This is a genomic window from Ramlibacter sp. (genome assembly GCF_035655895.1).
Classification (GTDB): Bacteria; Pseudomonadota; Gammaproteobacteria; order Burkholderiales; family Burkholderiaceae_C; genus Ramlibacter.
This window is the reverse complement of sequence record NZ_DASRTN010000006.1, coordinates 817,798-832,240: the sequence shown is the minus strand read 5'-3', so window position 1 is coordinate 832,240 and position 14,443 is coordinate 817,798. Positions and strand designations below refer to the sequence as shown.

At 68.7% G+C, this 14,443-nt stretch carries 14 protein-coding genes; 2 read left to right on the top strand and 12 right to left on the bottom strand.

The window, feature by feature from the left end:
- Positions 1-39 precede the first annotated feature (39 nt).
- Positions 40-174, top strand: a complete 135-nt coding sequence (locus VFE82_RS07000; RefSeq protein ID WP_324999537.1) for a hypothetical protein — start codon at positions 40-42, stop codon at positions 172-174.
- Here VFE82_RS07000 and VFE82_RS06995 read toward each other — a convergent pair.
- The 5 genes from VFE82_RS06995 to VFE82_RS06975 all read right to left on the bottom strand — a co-directional run bounded on the left by VFE82_RS06995 (position 171) and on the right by VFE82_RS06975 (position 5,709).
- Positions 171-716: an MOSC domain-containing protein gene (locus tag VFE82_RS06995; RefSeq protein WP_324999536.1), complete on the bottom strand. Its 546-nt coding sequence runs from the start codon at positions 714-716 to the stop codon at positions 171-173. The two genes, VFE82_RS07000 and VFE82_RS06995, sit on opposite strands and share 4 nt — an antisense overlap.
- Positions 716-2,050, bottom strand: a complete 1,335-nt coding sequence (gene glmM / locus VFE82_RS06990; protein ID WP_324999535.1) for a phosphoglucosamine mutase — start codon at positions 2,048-2,050, stop codon at positions 716-718. Before glmM ends, VFE82_RS06995 begins: the two co-directional genes overlap by 1 nt.
- On the bottom strand, positions 2,047-2,904 hold the full coding sequence (folP, locus tag VFE82_RS06985; protein ID WP_324999534.1) for a dihydropteroate synthase: 858 nt from the start codon (positions 2,902-2,904) through the stop codon (positions 2,047-2,049). The genes glmM and folP overlap by 4 nt, the downstream gene beginning before the upstream one ends.
- Positions 2,905-2,981: 77 nt before the next feature.
- Positions 2,982-4,892 carry an ATP-dependent zinc metalloprotease FtsH gene (ftsH, locus tag VFE82_RS06980; RefSeq protein WP_324999533.1) on the bottom strand — a complete coding sequence of 637 codons (1,911 nt, stop codon included), beginning with the start codon at positions 4,890-4,892 and terminating at the stop codon, positions 2,982-2,984.
- A 142-nt stretch (positions 4,893-5,034) separates the two neighbouring features.
- Complete coding sequence (locus tag VFE82_RS06975; RefSeq protein WP_324999532.1) at positions 5,035-5,709, bottom strand: RlmE family RNA methyltransferase; 675 nt, start codon at positions 5,707-5,709, stop codon at positions 5,035-5,037.
- A gap of 36 nt (positions 5,710-5,745) precedes the next feature.
- On the opposite strand from VFE82_RS06975, the gene VFE82_RS06970 reads away from it, so the two are divergent.
- Positions 5,746-6,219 carry a YhbY family RNA-binding protein gene (locus tag VFE82_RS06970; RefSeq protein WP_324999531.1) on the top strand — a complete coding sequence of 158 codons (474 nt, stop codon included), beginning with the start codon at positions 5,746-5,748 and terminating at the stop codon, positions 6,217-6,219.
- Positions 6,220-6,222: 3 nt separating this feature from the next.
- Here VFE82_RS06970 and VFE82_RS06965 read toward each other — a convergent pair whose 3' ends face one another.
- From VFE82_RS06965 to lpxB, 7 genes are all read right to left on the bottom strand, one after another.
- Positions 6,223-6,672, bottom strand: a complete 450-nt coding sequence (locus VFE82_RS06965) for a DUF4149 domain-containing protein (RefSeq protein ID WP_324999530.1) — start codon at positions 6,670-6,672, stop codon at positions 6,223-6,225.
- Positions 6,673-6,674: 2 nt separating this feature from the next.
- A complete protein-coding gene (gene greA, locus VFE82_RS06960; RefSeq protein ID WP_324999529.1) occupies positions 6,675-7,157 on the bottom strand; it encodes a transcription elongation factor GreA in 483 nt (160 codons plus the stop codon).
- A 119-nt stretch (positions 7,158-7,276) separates the two neighbouring features.
- Entirely contained in the window at positions 7,277-10,528 is a 3,252-nt protein-coding gene (gene carB / locus VFE82_RS06955) for a carbamoyl-phosphate synthase large subunit (protein ID WP_324999528.1), read from the bottom strand.
- 2 nt (positions 10,529-10,530) lie between these two features.
- Entirely contained in the window at positions 10,531-11,700 is a 1,170-nt protein-coding gene (gene carA, locus VFE82_RS06950; RefSeq protein ID WP_324999527.1) for a glutamine-hydrolyzing carbamoyl-phosphate synthase small subunit, read from the bottom strand.
- A 178-nt stretch (positions 11,701-11,878) separates the two neighbouring features.
- Positions 11,879-12,643 (bottom strand): RNA methyltransferase, encoded by a 765-nt coding sequence (locus VFE82_RS06945; protein WP_324999526.1) that lies wholly within the window; start codon positions 12,641-12,643, stop codon positions 11,879-11,881.
- A complete protein-coding gene (gene rnhB / locus VFE82_RS06940) occupies positions 12,640-13,230 on the bottom strand; it encodes a ribonuclease HII (protein WP_324999525.1) in 591 nt (196 codons plus the stop codon). Before rnhB ends, VFE82_RS06945 begins: the two co-directional genes overlap by 4 nt.
- Before the next feature lie 73 nt (positions 13,231-13,303).
- Positions 13,304-14,440 carry a lipid-A-disaccharide synthase gene (gene lpxB / locus VFE82_RS06935; protein WP_324999524.1) on the bottom strand — a complete coding sequence of 379 codons (1,137 nt, stop codon included), beginning with the start codon at positions 14,438-14,440 and terminating at the stop codon, positions 13,304-13,306.
- Positions 14,441-14,443: the final 3 nt, after the last annotated feature.

Genomic DNA, 14,443 nt, shown 5'->3' with positions numbered 1-14,443 from the left:
TGACACACGATTGCCACACGAGCCGGCTAGCGTGCCGGCATGCGATCGGCCCTGCTCCTCCTGCCGCGCGCCCTGGCCCTGGGCGTGGTCCTGCTCGGCGGCGTGGGCGAACTGGTGACCCTGCAGGCCTGGCGCCTGCGCGACCGGCTCGGCAGCGGACGGCTGCGCGACTAGACCGGCTCGAGCGGCCGCGGCTCCCCGGCCGGCAGTTCGATGGCGATCGCATCACCGGCCGCGACCGGCCCGCCCTGCACCACCACCGCCATGACACCGGCCTTGCGCACCAGGCGGCCCAGCGCATCGCGGTCCAGCACTGCGGCCATCAGGCCGGCCTGGAACCGGTCCAGTTGCGAGCAGGGATTGCGCAAACCGGTCAGTTCGACCACGGCCGCACCGCCCAAACGCAGCCGGGTGCCGGCCGGAAGCGCCAGCAGCTCGACCCCCCGCGTGGTGACGTTCTCCCCCAGATCGCCCGGCCACACGGCGAAGCCTGCCGCCATCAGCTCCTCGAACAACTCGGCGTGCAGCAGGTGCACCTGGCGCAGGTTGGGAGCGCCGGGGTCGCGCCGCACCCGCGATCGGTGGCGCACGGTCGCGCCGGCATGGGCGTCGCCCTCGACCCCCAGGCCTTCGACCAGCGTGATGGCGTCTTCCGCGTGCTTGCTGAAACTGTGGCTGCTGCTGCGGTGGACCGCGGCCACCTGCGGTGCGGGCATCAGCCCGCCCGGATGGCGTCGGCGAGCGACTGCGCGCCGGTGCGCGACAGTGCCTCGTCGTCGGCCTCGACCATCACCCGCACCACCGGCTCGGTGCCGCTCGGGCGGATCAGGATGCGCCCGCGGCCGCCGAGCTGGTGCTCCAGTGCCATCTGCGCCTGCGGCAGGCCGCGGCTCTGCTTCCAGTCCTGGCCGGGCTGCAGCCGCACGTTGACCAGGGTCTGCGGGAACAGCGACACGCCCTCGAGCAGATCGGCCATGTTGCTGCCGCTGCGCACGCACGCCCTGAGCACCTGCAGCGCGGAGATCAGGCCGTCGCCGGTGGTGTGCTTGTCCAGCGCGAGCAGGTGACCCGAGCCTTCGCCGCCCAGCAGCCAGCCGCGCATCTCCAGTTCCTCGAGCACGTAGCGGTCGCCCACCTTGGCCCGCACGAACTCGACGTCGCGGCTGCGCAGCGCCAGCTCCACCGCCATGTTGGTCATCAGCGTGCCGACGGCGCCGGGCACGCGCTCGCCGCCGCGCTGCCGGTCGGCCACCATCAGGTACAGCAGTTCGTCGCCGTTGTAGAGGCGACCGGAGCCATCCACCACCTGCAGCCGGTCGGCATCGCCGTCCAGCGCGATGCCGAAGTCGGCGCCCTGTTCGCGCACGGCCTTGACCAGCGACTCGGGGTGGGTCGCGCCGCAGCCGCGGTTGATGTTCAGGCCATCCGGCGAGCAGCCGATGCAGTGCACCTCGGCCCCCAGCTCGTGGAACACCTTGGGGGCGATGTGGTAGGCCGCGCCATTGGCGGCATCGACGACGATGGACAGGCCCCGCAGGGTCAGGTCGCTGGCGAACGTGCTCTTGCAGAACTCGATGTACCGGCCGGCCGCATCGTCCAGACGCCGGGCCTTGCCGAGGTTGGCCGAATCGGCCCAGGCCGGCGCTTCGTCCAGCGCCGCCTCGACCGCCTGTTCCCAGGCGTCGGGCAGTTTGGTCCCTTGCGCGCTGAAGAACTTGATGCCGTTGTCCGCGTACGGGTTGTGGCTCGCGCTGATCACCACGCCCAGGCTCGCGCGCTGCGCACGCGTGAGGTAGGCCACCCCGGGGGTGGGCAGCGGGCCGAGCAGCACGACGTCGACGCCGGCCGAGTTGAAGCCGGACTCCAGCGCGCTCTCCAGCATGTAGCCGGAGATGCGGGTGTCCTTGCCGATCAGCACCGTGGGCTTTTCCTCGGTGCGCTTGAGGACGCGGCCGACGGCATGCGCCAGGCGCAGCACGAAGTCGGGCGTGATGGGAGGCTGGCCGACCGTGCCGCGGATGCCGTCGGTGCCGAAGTAGCTTCTGTTCATGGTGTGTTCTTCCCTGTCTTGTCCTGTTCCGCGCTGGCCGTCGCCGCCAGCACCTTCAATGCCGCGACCGTCTCGCGCACGTCGTGCACGCGCACGATGCGTGCGCCCCGCTCGACCGACAGCAAGGCCGCGGCGACGCTGGGCACCAGCCGCTCCTGCACCGGCAGCCCGGTCACCTGCCCGAGTGACGACTTGCGGGACCAGCCCGCCAGCCACGCATGGCCGCCACCGAGCAACTCGTGCTGGCGCGCCAGCAGCGCGAAGTTCTGCGCGACCGTCTTGCCGAAGCCGATGCCCGGGTCGAGGACGACGCGCTCACGACCGATCCCCGCGGCGGCGAGCTTGCCCGCCCGCTCCGCGAGGAAGGCCTGCACCTGCGGGACGGCATCGCCTTCCATCGGCGCGCGGTGCATCGTCTGCGGCTCGCCGTGCATGTGCATGAGGCAGACCCCGCAAGACGGATGCCGGGCCACCGCGTCCAGCGCACCCGGCTGCCGAAGCGCCCAGATGTCGTTGACGATGTCCGCGCCAAGGTCGAGCGCGCGGCGCATCACCTCGGGCTTGTACGTGTCGACCGAGACCGGCACGCCAAGGCCGACCGCCTCGCGCAACACCGGGAGCAGCCGTTCGAGCTCCTCGTCCAGCGGCACCGGCGGCGTGCCGGGGCGGGTGGATTCCGCGCCGAGGTCCAGGATGTCCGCCCCCTGCGCCACGAGCTGCTCGCAATGGCGCAGCGCTGCCGAAGCTCCCTGGTAGCGGCCACCATCGGAGAAGGAGTCCGGCGTGACGTTGACGATGCCCATCACCCGGGGCTGCGCCAGGTCGATGCGGAATCGCGCGGTCTGCCAGTGCATGGGCTTGGATTGTGCGTCAGCCCGACAAGCGAAAAGGGCCCGCGAGGGGCCCTTTTGGATCATCGGGAGTGGCTCTTTCAGGCCGCCGTGGGGGACGGGTCCGTCACCACCGGGCTGCCGCCCGAGCCGCCGCCGGAGGACGGCGTGCGCGGGGTGAAATCCTTGGGCGGACGCGGATCCTTGCCGGCCATGATGTCGTCGAGCTGCTCGGAGTCGATGGTTTCCCACTCGAGGAGCGCCTTGGCCATGGCGTGCATCTTGTCCTTGTTGTCCTCGATGAGCTTGCGCGCCAGGGCGTACTGGTCGTCGATGATGCGGCGCACCTCGGCATCGACCTTCTGCATGGTCTGCTCGCTCATGTTGGTGGTCTTGGTCACCGAGCGGCCCAGGAACACCTCGCCCTCGTTCTCGGCGTAGACCATCGGGCCAAGCGCGTCGGTCATGCCGTAGCGCATCACCATGTCGCGGGCCAGGTGGGTCGCACGCTCGAAGTCGTTGCTGGCGCCGGTGGTCATCTGGTTCATGAACACCTCCTCCGCGATGCGGCCACCGAACAGCATGCTGATCTGGTTGAGCATGTACTCGCGGTCGTAGCTGTAGCGGTCCTGCGAGGGCAGGCTCATGGTCACACCCAGGGCACGGCCGCGCGGGATGATGGTGACCTTGTGCACCGGGTCGCACTTGGGCAGCAGCTTGCCGATGAGTGCGTGGCCGGACTCGTGGTACGCCGTGTTGCGGCGCTCTTCCTCGGGCATGACCATGCTCTTGCGCTCGGGGCCCATGAAGATCTTGTCCTTGGCCTTCTCGAAGTCCTGCATCTCGACCACGCGCGCGTTGCGGCGGGCGGCCATCAGGGCTGCTTCGTTGCACAGGTTGGCCAGGTCGGCGCCCGACATGCCGGGCGTGCCGCGGGCGATGATGCTCGCGTTGACGTCCTGGCCGATCGGGATCTTGCGCATGTGGACGTTCAGGATCTGCTCGCGGCCACGGATGTCCGGCAGCTGCACGTAGACCTGGCGGTCGAAGCGGCCCGGGCGCAGCAGCGCGGCGTCCAGGATGTCCGGACGGTTGGTGGCCGCCACCACGATCACGCCGAGGTTGGTCTCGAAGCCATCCATCTCGACCAGCATCTGGTTGAGGGTCTGCTCGCGCTCGTCGTTGCCGCCGCCCAGGCCGGCGCCACGCTGGCGGCCGACCGCATCGATCTCGTCGATGAAGATGATGCAGGGCGCATTCTTCTTGGCGTTCTCGAACATGTCGCGCACGCGGGCCGCGCCCACGCCGACGAACATCTCGACGAAGTCGGAGCCGGAAATCGAGAAGAACGGGACCTTGGCCTCGCCGGCGATGCCCTTGGCCAGCAGCGTCTTGCCGGTGCCGGGGGGGCCGACCAGCAGCAGGCCACGCGGGATGCGGCCGCCCAGCTTCTGGAACTTCTGCGGGTCCTTCAGGAAGTCGACGACTTCCTTGACTTCCTCTTTCGCCTCGTCGCAACCGGCGACGTCGGCGAAGGTGATCTGGTTGTTGTTCTCGTCGAGCATGCGCGCCTTGCTCTTGCCGAACGAGAACGCGCCGCCCTTGCCGCCGCCCTGCATCTGCCGCATGAAGTAGATCCACACGCCGATCAGCAGCAGCATCGGCCCCCAGCTCACGAGCAGCGTCATGAGCAGCGAGCCTTCCTCGCGTGGCTTGACGTCGAACTTGACGCCGTTGTTGATCAGGTCGCCGACCAGCCCGCGGTCGAGGTAGGTGGCGGTGGTGCGCACCTTGCGGTCATCGGTCGTGATGGCCACGATCTCGGTGCCGCCCTGGCCTTCCTGGATGACCGCATTCTTGATGCGGCGGCCGCGGACTTCCTCCAGGAAATCGGAGTAGCCCATGACGCTGGCCCCCGCCGCGCCGCGCGTGTCGAACTGCTTGAAGACAGTGAACAGCACGAGGGCGATGACGAGCCAGACGGCGATTTTCGAGAACCACTGATTGTTCAACTCAGACTCCGAGGAAGAGTGCTTGGGCTAGTTACGGCCCATTCTAGGGGTTTCAAGTCGTGGAATGATGCGGTTTCGCTACGGAAACCGTAGGAAAAAAGGTGACATCCGGTAGTGCCGAGTGCGGAGTCACGCGTCTTCATCACTCGACTGGCGAGGCGGCCTGCTTCAGGCCGATGCCCACCAGGAAGGTCTCCGAGGACTTGTCGCGGGAGGCTTTGGGTTTTAGAGGCTTGACGACCCGGAAAGTTTCCTTGAACAGTTTGACCAGCTGGCTGTAGCCGCTGCCGTGGAAGACCTTGGCCACCAGCGCACCCTCCGGCTTGAGGTGCCCCCGGGCGAACTCCACCGCCAGTTCGACCAGATGGCTGATGCGCGCGGCATCCGCCGATTCGATGCCCGACAGGTTGGGTGCCATGTCCGAGACCACGGCGTCGGCCTTGCGCCCCGCCACCACCTGCTCGAGGCGGGCGAGCACCTCGGGCTCGCGGAAGTCGCCCTGCAGGAACACGACACCCTCGACCGGCTCCATCGGGAGGATGTCGAGCGCGATGATCGTGCCGTCCAGCTGGCCGACGGCCGCGCCCTGCGGCGACAGCTTGCGTCGCACGTACTGGCTCCAGGCGCCCGGCGTCGAGCCCAGGTCCACCACCAGGTGGCCGGGCTTGATGAGGCCCAGGGCATCGTCGATCTCCTTGAGCTTGTAGGCCGCCCGCGCGCGGTAGCCCTCCTTGGCGGCGAGCTTCACGTACGGATCGTTGACGTGGTCGTTCAGCCAGGCCTTGTTGACCTTCTTGCTCTTGGTCTTGACTTTCACGGGGACCCCCTCCGGGTGCGCTGGATAATAGCGGCCATGCCCGCTCTCGAACTCACCATCGCCGAACGCAAGGCGCACCGCGCCGACGCCCACCACCTCGATCCGGTGGTGATGATCGGCAGCGACGGGCTGACGCCGGCCGTCCTCAAGGAAACGAACGCCGCGCTCGACGCCCACGGCCTGATCAAGATCCGCGTGCTCGGCGACGACCGGGCGCAGCGCGAAGCCGTGTACCAGCAGCTGGCCGACCAGCTCGGGGCCGCGCCGATCCAGCACATCGGCAAGCTGCTTGTGCTGTGGCGGCCGATGCCGCGCAAGGTCAAGGAAGCCGACGAGGACCGCAAGCCGGGTCCCCGGGACATCAAGGTGCTCAAGTACAGCAAGCGGGGTGGCCAGCGGCCGGAAGTGAAGACATTGCGTGTGCTGGGCAACCAGCGCCTGACGCCCGGCGGGCAGGTCAAGCGGGCCAAGCCCAAGCAGAAATCGGTCAAGAAGGGCCGCCTGGACTGAGTCCTAGGCATCCTGGCTGGAGATCGCGTCCGGCACAGCAGCCGCGCCCGCGACCTTCCAGAGCACGACCAGGGCGCACACCCACTGCGCGGCGTAGGCCGCGCTGCCCACGCCATGCCACAGGCGAAGGTTCTCGCGGGCCATGATCCGGGGCGCGACCGCGAACTCGGCCAGCAGCGCCAGCAGCACACCCGCGAGCACGAAGCCGATGGCGCCGCGTGCCCAGTCGAGCCGGGGCGCGCCGCCGCGCGGTCTGGACGACAGCAGCAGCAGGACGCCGCAGGCGAGGCTGACCCAGGTCTGCGCGGAGAACAGCTTCGCGGCGGTCTGGCCGGCCAGCGCCGGCGTCGGCAAATGCTTGAACAGCAGCGGCACCACCAGAGACCCGATCGCACTCAGGCTGCCCCACCACAGCGCGGCTGCCAGCACGGGGAACCGCTGCCGCCAGGCCACGATCAGGCCGCGTAGCGGACGGCGACGATCTCGTAGCGCTTGACGCCGCCCGGCGCCTGCACTTCGGCGGTGTCGCCCTCTTCCTTGCCGATCAGCGCACGTGCGATCGGGCTCGAGATGTTGATCAGGCCTTCCTTGAGGTTGGCTTCGTCCTCGCCGACGATCTGGTACTTGACGGTGTCGCCGGATTCCTCTTCTTCCAGTTCGACCGTGGCGCCGAAGACGACCTTGCCGCCCGCGTCGAGCTGGGAGGGGTCGATGATCTGGGCGGCGGCCAGCTTGCCTTCCAGCTCGCGGATGCGGCCTTCGATGAAGCCCTGGCGGTCCTTGGCGGCGTCGTACTCCGCGTTCTCGGACAGGTCGCCCTGCGCGCGCGCCTCCGCGATCGCGTTGATCACGGATGGCCGCTGCACGGTCTTGAGTTCGTGCAGCTCGGCCTTGAGCTTCTCCGCGCCGCGTTTGGTGATGGGGATGGTCGTGGCCATGGTGTTTGTCGCCTCGCGATGAAAAAAGCAACACCGCCGACCGTTGCCGACCGGCGGTGCTCTCGTGGGTGCCGATTATGCCGCGAAGCCCAGCGCGACCGTGCGCGCCGGGGCGGCCTTCAGGCCAGCTGCGCGTGCAGCTCCTGCACCGAATAGACGTCCAGGTTGTCCATGTACTTCATGCCCTCGACGGCGGCCTCGGCGCCTGCAATGGTGGTGAAGGTGGTCACCCGGGCCAGCAGCGAGGAGGTGCGGATCGCGCGCGAGTCGGCGATCGCGTTGCGGCGCTCCTCGACCGTGTTGATCACCATGCAGATCTTGTTGTTCTTGATCATGTCGACCACGTGCGGACGGCCCTCCGCCACCTTGTTCACGCTCTGGCAGGCGATGCCCGCCGCGCCGATGGCGGCGGCCGTGCCCTTGGTGGCGACGATCTCGAAGCCCATCGCGGCAAGCTGGCGCGCAACCTCCACCGCCCGCGGCTTGTCGCTGTTCTTGACGGTGAGGAAGACCTTTTTTGCCGCTTCGCTCGACCGGGGCAGCCGGGTGCCGGCGCCCAGCTGGCTCTTGACGAACGCCTCGCCGAAGGTCTTGCCCACGCCCATCACCTCTCCCGTGGATTTCATCTCGGGGCCGAGGATGGTGTCCACGCCCGGGAACTTGACGAACGGGAACACGGCTTCCTTCACGCTGAAGTACGGCGGGGTCACCTCCTCGCGGATGCCCTGCGAGTCCAGCGTCTGACCGACCATGCAGCGCGCCGCCACCTTGGCCAGCTGGATGCCCGTCGCCTTGCTGACGTACGGCACGGTGCGCGAGGCGCGCGGGTTGACCTCCAGCACGAAGATCACGTCCTGGCCGTCCTTCTCCTGGATCGCGAACTGCACGTTCATCAGGCCGACCACCTTCAGCGCCTTGGCCATCGCGGCCGTCTGGCGCTTGAGCTCGTCGACCGTGGCCTTGCTCAGCGAGTACGGCGGCAGCGAGCAGGCGGAGTCGCCCGAGTGCACGCCGGCCTGCTCGATGTGCTCCATCACGCCGCCGATGAAGGTGCGCTGGCCGTCGGACAGGCAGTCCACGTCGCATTCGATCGCGTCGTTCAGGAATCGGTCCAGCAGCACCGGCGAGTCGTTGGAGACCTTCACCGCCTCGCGCATGTAGCGCTCGAGGTCGCGCTGCTCGTGCACGATCTCCATCGCACGGCCGCCCAGCACGTAACTGGGCCGCACCACCAGCGGATAGCCCAGCGCCTGGGCCTTCTCCAGCGCCTCGGCTTCGGTGCGGGCCGTCGCGTTGGGCGGCTGGCGCAGGCCCAGCTCGTGGATCAGCTTCTGGAACCGCTCGCGGTCCTCCGCGGCGTCGATCATGTCGGGCGAGGTGCCGATGATCGGCACGCCTTCGGCCTCTAGGCCGAGCGCCAGCTTCAGCGGCGTCTGCCCGCCGTACTGCACGATCACGCCGACCGGCTTTTCCTTGTCGACGATCTCCAGCACGTCCTCGAGGGTCAGCGGCTCGAAGTACAGCCGGTCGGACGTGTCGTAGTCGGTGGAGACGGTCTCCGGGTTGCAGTTGACCATGATGGTCTCGTAGCCGTCCTCGCGCAGGGCGAGGGCCGCATGGACGCAGCAGTAGTCGAACTCGATGCCCTGGCCGATCCGGTTCGGCCCGCCGCCCAGCACCATGATCTTCTTGCGGTCGGTCGGCTCGGCCTCGCACTCGTCCTCGTAGGTCGAGTACATGTAGGCCGTGTTGGTGGCGAACTCGGCCGCGCAGGTGTCCACGCGCTTGTAGACCGGACGCACGCCCAGCTTCTTGCGCGTCTCGCGCACGGCCTTGTCGGTGGTCTTGAGCAGCTTGGCCAGGCGGCGGTCGGAGAAGCCCTTGCGCTTGAGCATGCGCAGCGTGCGCACGTCCAGCGACCCCAGGGCGCCCTGTCCCTTGTCGGCCGCCAGCTTGTCCAGCTCGAGCTCGATCCTGACGATCTCCTCGATCTGCACCAGGAACCACTTGTCGATCTTCGTCAGGTCGTAGACCTCGTCGACCGACAGGCCCATGGCGAACGCGTCGCCCACGTACCAGATGCGCTCGGGGCCGGGCTCGCCCAGCTCCTTCTCGAGGACCTCGCGGTCCTGGGTCTTCTCGTTCAGGCCGTCGACGCCCACTTCCAGGCCGCGCAGGGCCTTCTGGAACGACTCCTGGAACGTGCGGCCCATGGCCATGACCTCGCCGACCGACTTCATCTGCGTGGTCAGGCGCGAGTCCGCCTGCGGGAACTTCTCGAAGGCGAAGCGGGGAATCTTGGTGACGACGTAGTCGATCGACGGCTCGAAGCTGGCCGGCGTGGCGCCGCCGGTGATGTCGTTGCGCAGCTCGTCGAGCGTGTAGCCGACGGCGAGCTTGGCCGCCACCTTGGCGATCGGGAAACCGGTGGCCTTGGAGGCCAGCGCCGACGAGCGCGACACGCGCGGGTTCATCTCGATCACGACCATGCGGCCGTCCTTCGGATTGATCGAGAACTGCACGTTGGAGCCGCCGGTGTCGACACCGATCTCGCGCAGCACCGCCAGCGAGGCGTTGCGCATGATCTGGTATTCCTTGTCGGTCAGCGTCTGCGCCGGCGCCACCGTGATGGAGTCGCCGGTGTGCACGCCCATCGGGTCGAGGTTCTCGATCGAGCACACGATGATGCAGTTGTCCGCCTTGTCGCGGACCACTTCCATCTCGAACTCCTTCCAGCCGAGCAGCGATTCCTCGATCAGCAGCTCGTTGGTGGGCGAGGCTTCCAGGCCGCGCTTGCAGATGACCTCGAATTCCTCGGCGTTGTAGGCGATGCCGCCGCCGGTGCCGCCGAGCGTGAAGCTGGGGCGGATCACGGTCGGGAAGCCGACCTGCTTTTGCACCGCCCAGGCCTCGTCCATCGAATGCGCGATGCCTGAGCGCGCCGAGCCGAGGCCGATCTTGGTCATGGCCTCCTTGAACTTCTGGCGGTCCTCGGCCTTGTCGATGGCCTCCGGCGTGGCACCGATCAGCTCGACGCCGTGCTTGTCGAGCACCCCGTGGCGCCAGAGGTCGAGCGCGCAGTTCAGCGCGGTCTGGCCGCCCATGGTCGGCAGGATCGCGTCGGGCTTTTCCTTGGCGATGATCTTCTCGACCGTCTGCCAGGTGATCGGCTCGATGTAGGTGACGTCGGCCGTCGCCGGGTCGGTCATGATCGTCGCCGGGTTGCTGTTGATCAGGATGACCTTGAAGCCCTCCTCCCGCAGCGCCTTGCAGGCCTGCACGCCGGAGTAGTCGAACTCGCAGGCCTGGCCGATGATGATCGGGCCGGCACCGATGATGAGGATGCTCTTGATGTCAGTGCGCTTGGGCATGTTTACTTCTTCTTCTCGTCCATCAGGCCGGTGAACTTGTCGAACAGGTAGCCGATGTCGTGCGGGCCGGGCGACGCTTCGGGGTGGCCCTGGAAGCAGAACGCCGGCTTGTCGGTGCGGGCCAGGCCCTGCAGCGTGCCGTCGAAGAGCGAGACGTGGGTGGGCCGCAGGTTGTCCGGCAGCGTGCTCTCGTCGACCGCGAAGCCGTGGTTCTGGCTGGTGATGGAGACCCGGCCGTTGTCCAGGTCCTTGACCGGGTGGTTCGCGCCGTGGTGGCCGAACTTCATTTTGAAGGTCTTGGCACCGGAAGCCAGGGCCAGGATCTGGTGGCCCAGGCAGATGCCGAAGGTCGGATAGCCGTCCTCGACCAGCTCGCGGGTGGCCTCGATGGCGTAGTCGCAGGGCTGCGGGTCGCCGGGCCCGTTCGAGAGGAAGACGCCGTCGGGGTTGAGCTTGCGGACCTCGGCTGCCGGCGTCTTGGCCGGCACGACGGTGACCTTGCAGCCGCGCTCGGCCAGCATCCGCAGGATGTTCTTCTTGACGCCGTAGTCGAAGGCCACCACGTGGTAGCGCGGCTTGTCGAGCTCGCCGTAGCCGCTGCCCAGGTGCCACTCGGTCTCGGTCCAGTCGTAGGGCTTGCCCACGGAGACGTCCTTGGCCAGGTCCTGGCCCGCCATCTCCGGCGCCTTGCGCGCCTCGGCCACCGCCTGGTCCACCAGCGCGGGGGTGACCTCCTGGCCCGGTTGCAGCGCCAGGATGCAGCCGTTCTGGGCGCCCTTGCTGCGCAGCAGGCGGGTGAGCTTGCGCGTGTCGATGTCGGCGATGCCGACCGTGTTCTCGCGGCGCAGATATTCTGAGAGCGTGACGCTCTTGCGGAAGTTCGAGGCGACCAGCGGAAGGTCGCGGATGATCAGCCCGGCGGCGTGGACCTTGCTGGCTTCGACGTCCTCCTCGTTGACGCCATAGTTGCCGATGTGCGGATACGTCAGCGTGACGATCTGCCGGCAATAGCTGGGGTCGGTGAGGATTTCCTGGTAGCCGGTGATGGCCGTGTTGAACACGACCTCGCCGCTGGTGGAGCCGGGAGCCCCGATCGAAGTGCCAAGAAAGACCGTGCCGTCTGCGAGCGCCAGGATGGCGGGAGGATGGGCTCCCTGTTGAGACAAAAGCACTGGGTTCTCCGAAATGGTGTCGGGTACGCCCAAAACGCGGCCGAAAGCGGATCACTCTCGGTGTTGCTTTTGTTCAGGGGAGGAGCTTGGCGGCGCTAGGCGTACGGGTTTGCGGGAAAGCCTCTGATTATAGCCCGCGGCAGCCGCGAACTCCACGATGCGCGGGCAGCGCCCGTGCTCAGCCGGGCGCGGATGCGGCGCTCGCGTGCAGGCAGATCGCCGCCGCCGCCGCGACATTCAGCGATTCCTCGCCGCCGGGCTGCGCGATGCGCACCAAGAGCGTTGCGCGGTCGGCGATCTCGGCCGAGACGCCCTGCCCTTCATGTCCCAGGATCCAGCCGCAAGGCCACGGCAGCGGCGCCCGGTGCAGCAGTTCGCCGCCATGCGAACTGGTGGCCAGCAGCGGCACGGACAGCCCGTCCAGCAGCACCGGCTCGGCCGCGTCGAACAGCCGCAGCCCGAAATGGGCGCCCATGCCGGCGCGCACCACCTTGGGCGACCACAGCGCCGCCGTCCCCTTGAGCGCGATGACCTGCCGGAACCCGAACGCCGCGGCACTGCGCAGGATCGACCCCACGTTGCCGGCGTCCTGGAGCCGGTCGAGGACGACCGTGGCGGCCAGCGGCTCCACCTCGGCCGGGGCGGGCACGGGGATCACGAATCCCATGCGCGCCGCCGACTCCAGCCCGCTCAGTTCGCGGAACAGCGGATCGGCCAGCACCAGCACCTGCGGCGCAGGCAGGACCTGGGAGGCCGGGCACGACTCGGCCTGCACCGCCAGCAGCGGCTGCACGCCCCGCGCGAGGGCCGCCCGGCAGAGATGATCGCCTTCGATCCACATGCGCGCCTGCTTGCGCCAAGCCGTGCTGTCCTGCGCGAGCTGGCGCAGGGCCTTGAACTGAGGATTGGCGGCCGAACGGATGACGGCTGCGGCGGACGTCACAGCCGCGTGACGGTCACGCCGCCATCGGGCGCCAGCGTCATCGTGGCGGCCACCGGGCTGAAGAACCGGCGGTGATGGCGGCAGGCGCCGTGCGTCTTCAATGCCTGCAGGTGCTCGGGCGTGCTGTAGCCCTTGTGCGCGGCGAATCCGTACTGCGGGAACTCCTCGTGCAGCGTCTTGCAGAGCCGGTCGCGGTGGACCTTCGCCAGGATCGATGCGGCGGAGATCGACTTGATCTTGGCGTCGCCCCCCACCACGGCCTCGGCCAGCACGTCGATGCGCGGAAGCGCGTTGCCGTCCACCAGGACCTTGGCCGGCCTCAGACGCAGCCCCTCGACGGCGCGCTTCATCGCCAGCATGGTGGCGTGGTAGATGTTGAGGGTGTCGATCTCGGCCACGCTGGCTTCGGCGACCGAGACGCACAGCGCCTTCTCGCAGATCTGGTCGTACAGCCGTTCGCGCTGCAGCGGGCTGAGCACCTTCGAGTCGGCCAGGCCGCGGATGCGCCTGCTGTCGTCGAGGATCACGGCGGCGGCCACCACGGGACCGGCCAGCGGACCGCGGCCGGCTTCGTCGACACCGGCCATGAGGCCGAGCGGATCCCAGGCCAGCGTGCCCTGGACCGCGCGGGCGGCTCTGGCGCGGGGGCGGCTCCCCGCCTCAGGAGTGGATGACGGTTTCGATGGCATCGGTCGCGAGTCTTGCAGTGTCGCGCCGCAGCTGGTGGTGCAGCACGGCGAACTTGGCCTGGACGGCGGCCATTCTGGCAGGAGCGCGCAGCCATTCCAACACGGCGCCGGCCAGGGCTTCGGGCGTCGCGTCGTTCTGCAGCAACTCGGGCACCACGAAATCCTCGCTGAGGATGTTGGGCAGGCCGATCCAGGGCTGCAGCGCCTGCCGCCGCATGATCTGCCAGCTGATCGCGTTCATGCGGTAGGCGATGACCATCGGCCGCTTGAACAGCGCGGCCTCCAGCGTGGCCGTGCCGCTGGCGATCAGCGTGAGGTCGCATGCCGCCAGCGCCAGATGGGACTGGCCTTCCAGGATGAGCAGGCCGTCGCGCAGCCCGGCGCGGGCCGCGGCGGCCTCGATGCGGCCGCGCAAGGCCGGCAGCGCCGGCACGACCAGGCGCAGCCCCGGCCGTTCGCGCTGCAGCAGGGCGGCGGCCGCGAAGAACGGGCCGGCAAGCGCCTGCACCTCGGACTGCCGGCTGCCGGGCAGGACCGCCAGCACTTCGTCACCCGGCTGCAGGCCGAGCGTCGCGCGGGCGGCCGCCCGGTCGGGCTCCATCGGGATCACGCCGGCCAGTGGATGGCCGACATAGGTGGCCGCCACGCCACGGCCGTGCAACAGCGCCGGCTCGAACGGGAAGATGCACAGGACATGGTCGCAGGCCCGGCGGATCTTCTCGATGCGCTCGGGACGCCACGCCCAGATCGAGGGGCAGACGAAGTGGACGGTCTTCACGCCCCGGCTGCGCAGCGCCAGCTCGAGGTCGAGATTGAAATCCGGCGCGTCGATGCCGATGAAGGCCTGCGGCGGCGTGGACAGCAACCGCTCGCGCAGCCGGCGGCGGATCCCGACGATCTCCCGGTAGTGGCGCAGCACCTCGACGTAGCCGCGCACGGCGAGCTTGTCGTGCGGCCACCAGGCGTCGAACCCGAGCCTGGCCATGTGGGGGCCTCCGATGCCGAACGCCCGCAGCTGCGGCCAGCGCAACTGCATGCCTCCCAGCAGCAGGCCGGCCAGCAGGTCCCCGGAGGCCTCGCCGGCCACCATCCCGAACGCGGGCGTCATCGC

Excerpts from the sequence above, each read along its gene's own strand:
- VFE82_RS07000 (WP_324999537.1), top strand. The coding sequence starts at position 40 with ATGCGATCGGCCCTGCTCCTCCTGCCGCGCGCCCTGGCCCTGGGCGTG.
- VFE82_RS06995 (WP_324999536.1), bottom strand. The coding sequence starts at position 716 with ATGCCCGCACCGCAGGTGGCCGCGGTCCACCGCAGCAGCAGCCACAGT.
- glmM (WP_324999535.1), bottom strand. The coding sequence starts at position 2,050 with ATGAACAGAAGCTACTTCGGCACCGACGGCATCCGCGGCACGGTCGGC.
- folP (WP_324999534.1), bottom strand. The coding sequence starts at position 2,904 with ATGCACTGGCAGACCGCGCGATTCCGCATCGACCTGGCGCAGCCCCGG.
- VFE82_RS06970 (WP_324999531.1), top strand. The coding sequence starts at position 5,746 with ATGCCCGCTCTCGAACTCACCATCGCCGAACGCAAGGCGCACCGCGCC.
- greA (WP_324999529.1), bottom strand. The coding sequence starts at position 7,157 with ATGGCCACGACCATCCCCATCACCAAACGCGGCGCGGAGAAGCTCAAG.
- carB (WP_324999528.1), bottom strand. The coding sequence starts at position 10,528 with ATGCCCAAGCGCACTGACATCAAGAGCATCCTCATCATCGGTGCCGGC.
- rnhB (WP_324999525.1), bottom strand. The coding sequence starts at position 13,230 with ATGGCCGGTGTCGACGAAGCCGGCCGCGGTCCGCTGGCCGGTCCCGTG.
- lpxB (WP_324999524.1), bottom strand. The coding sequence starts at position 14,440 with ATGACGCCCGCGTTCGGGATGGTGGCCGGCGAGGCCTCCGGGGACCTG.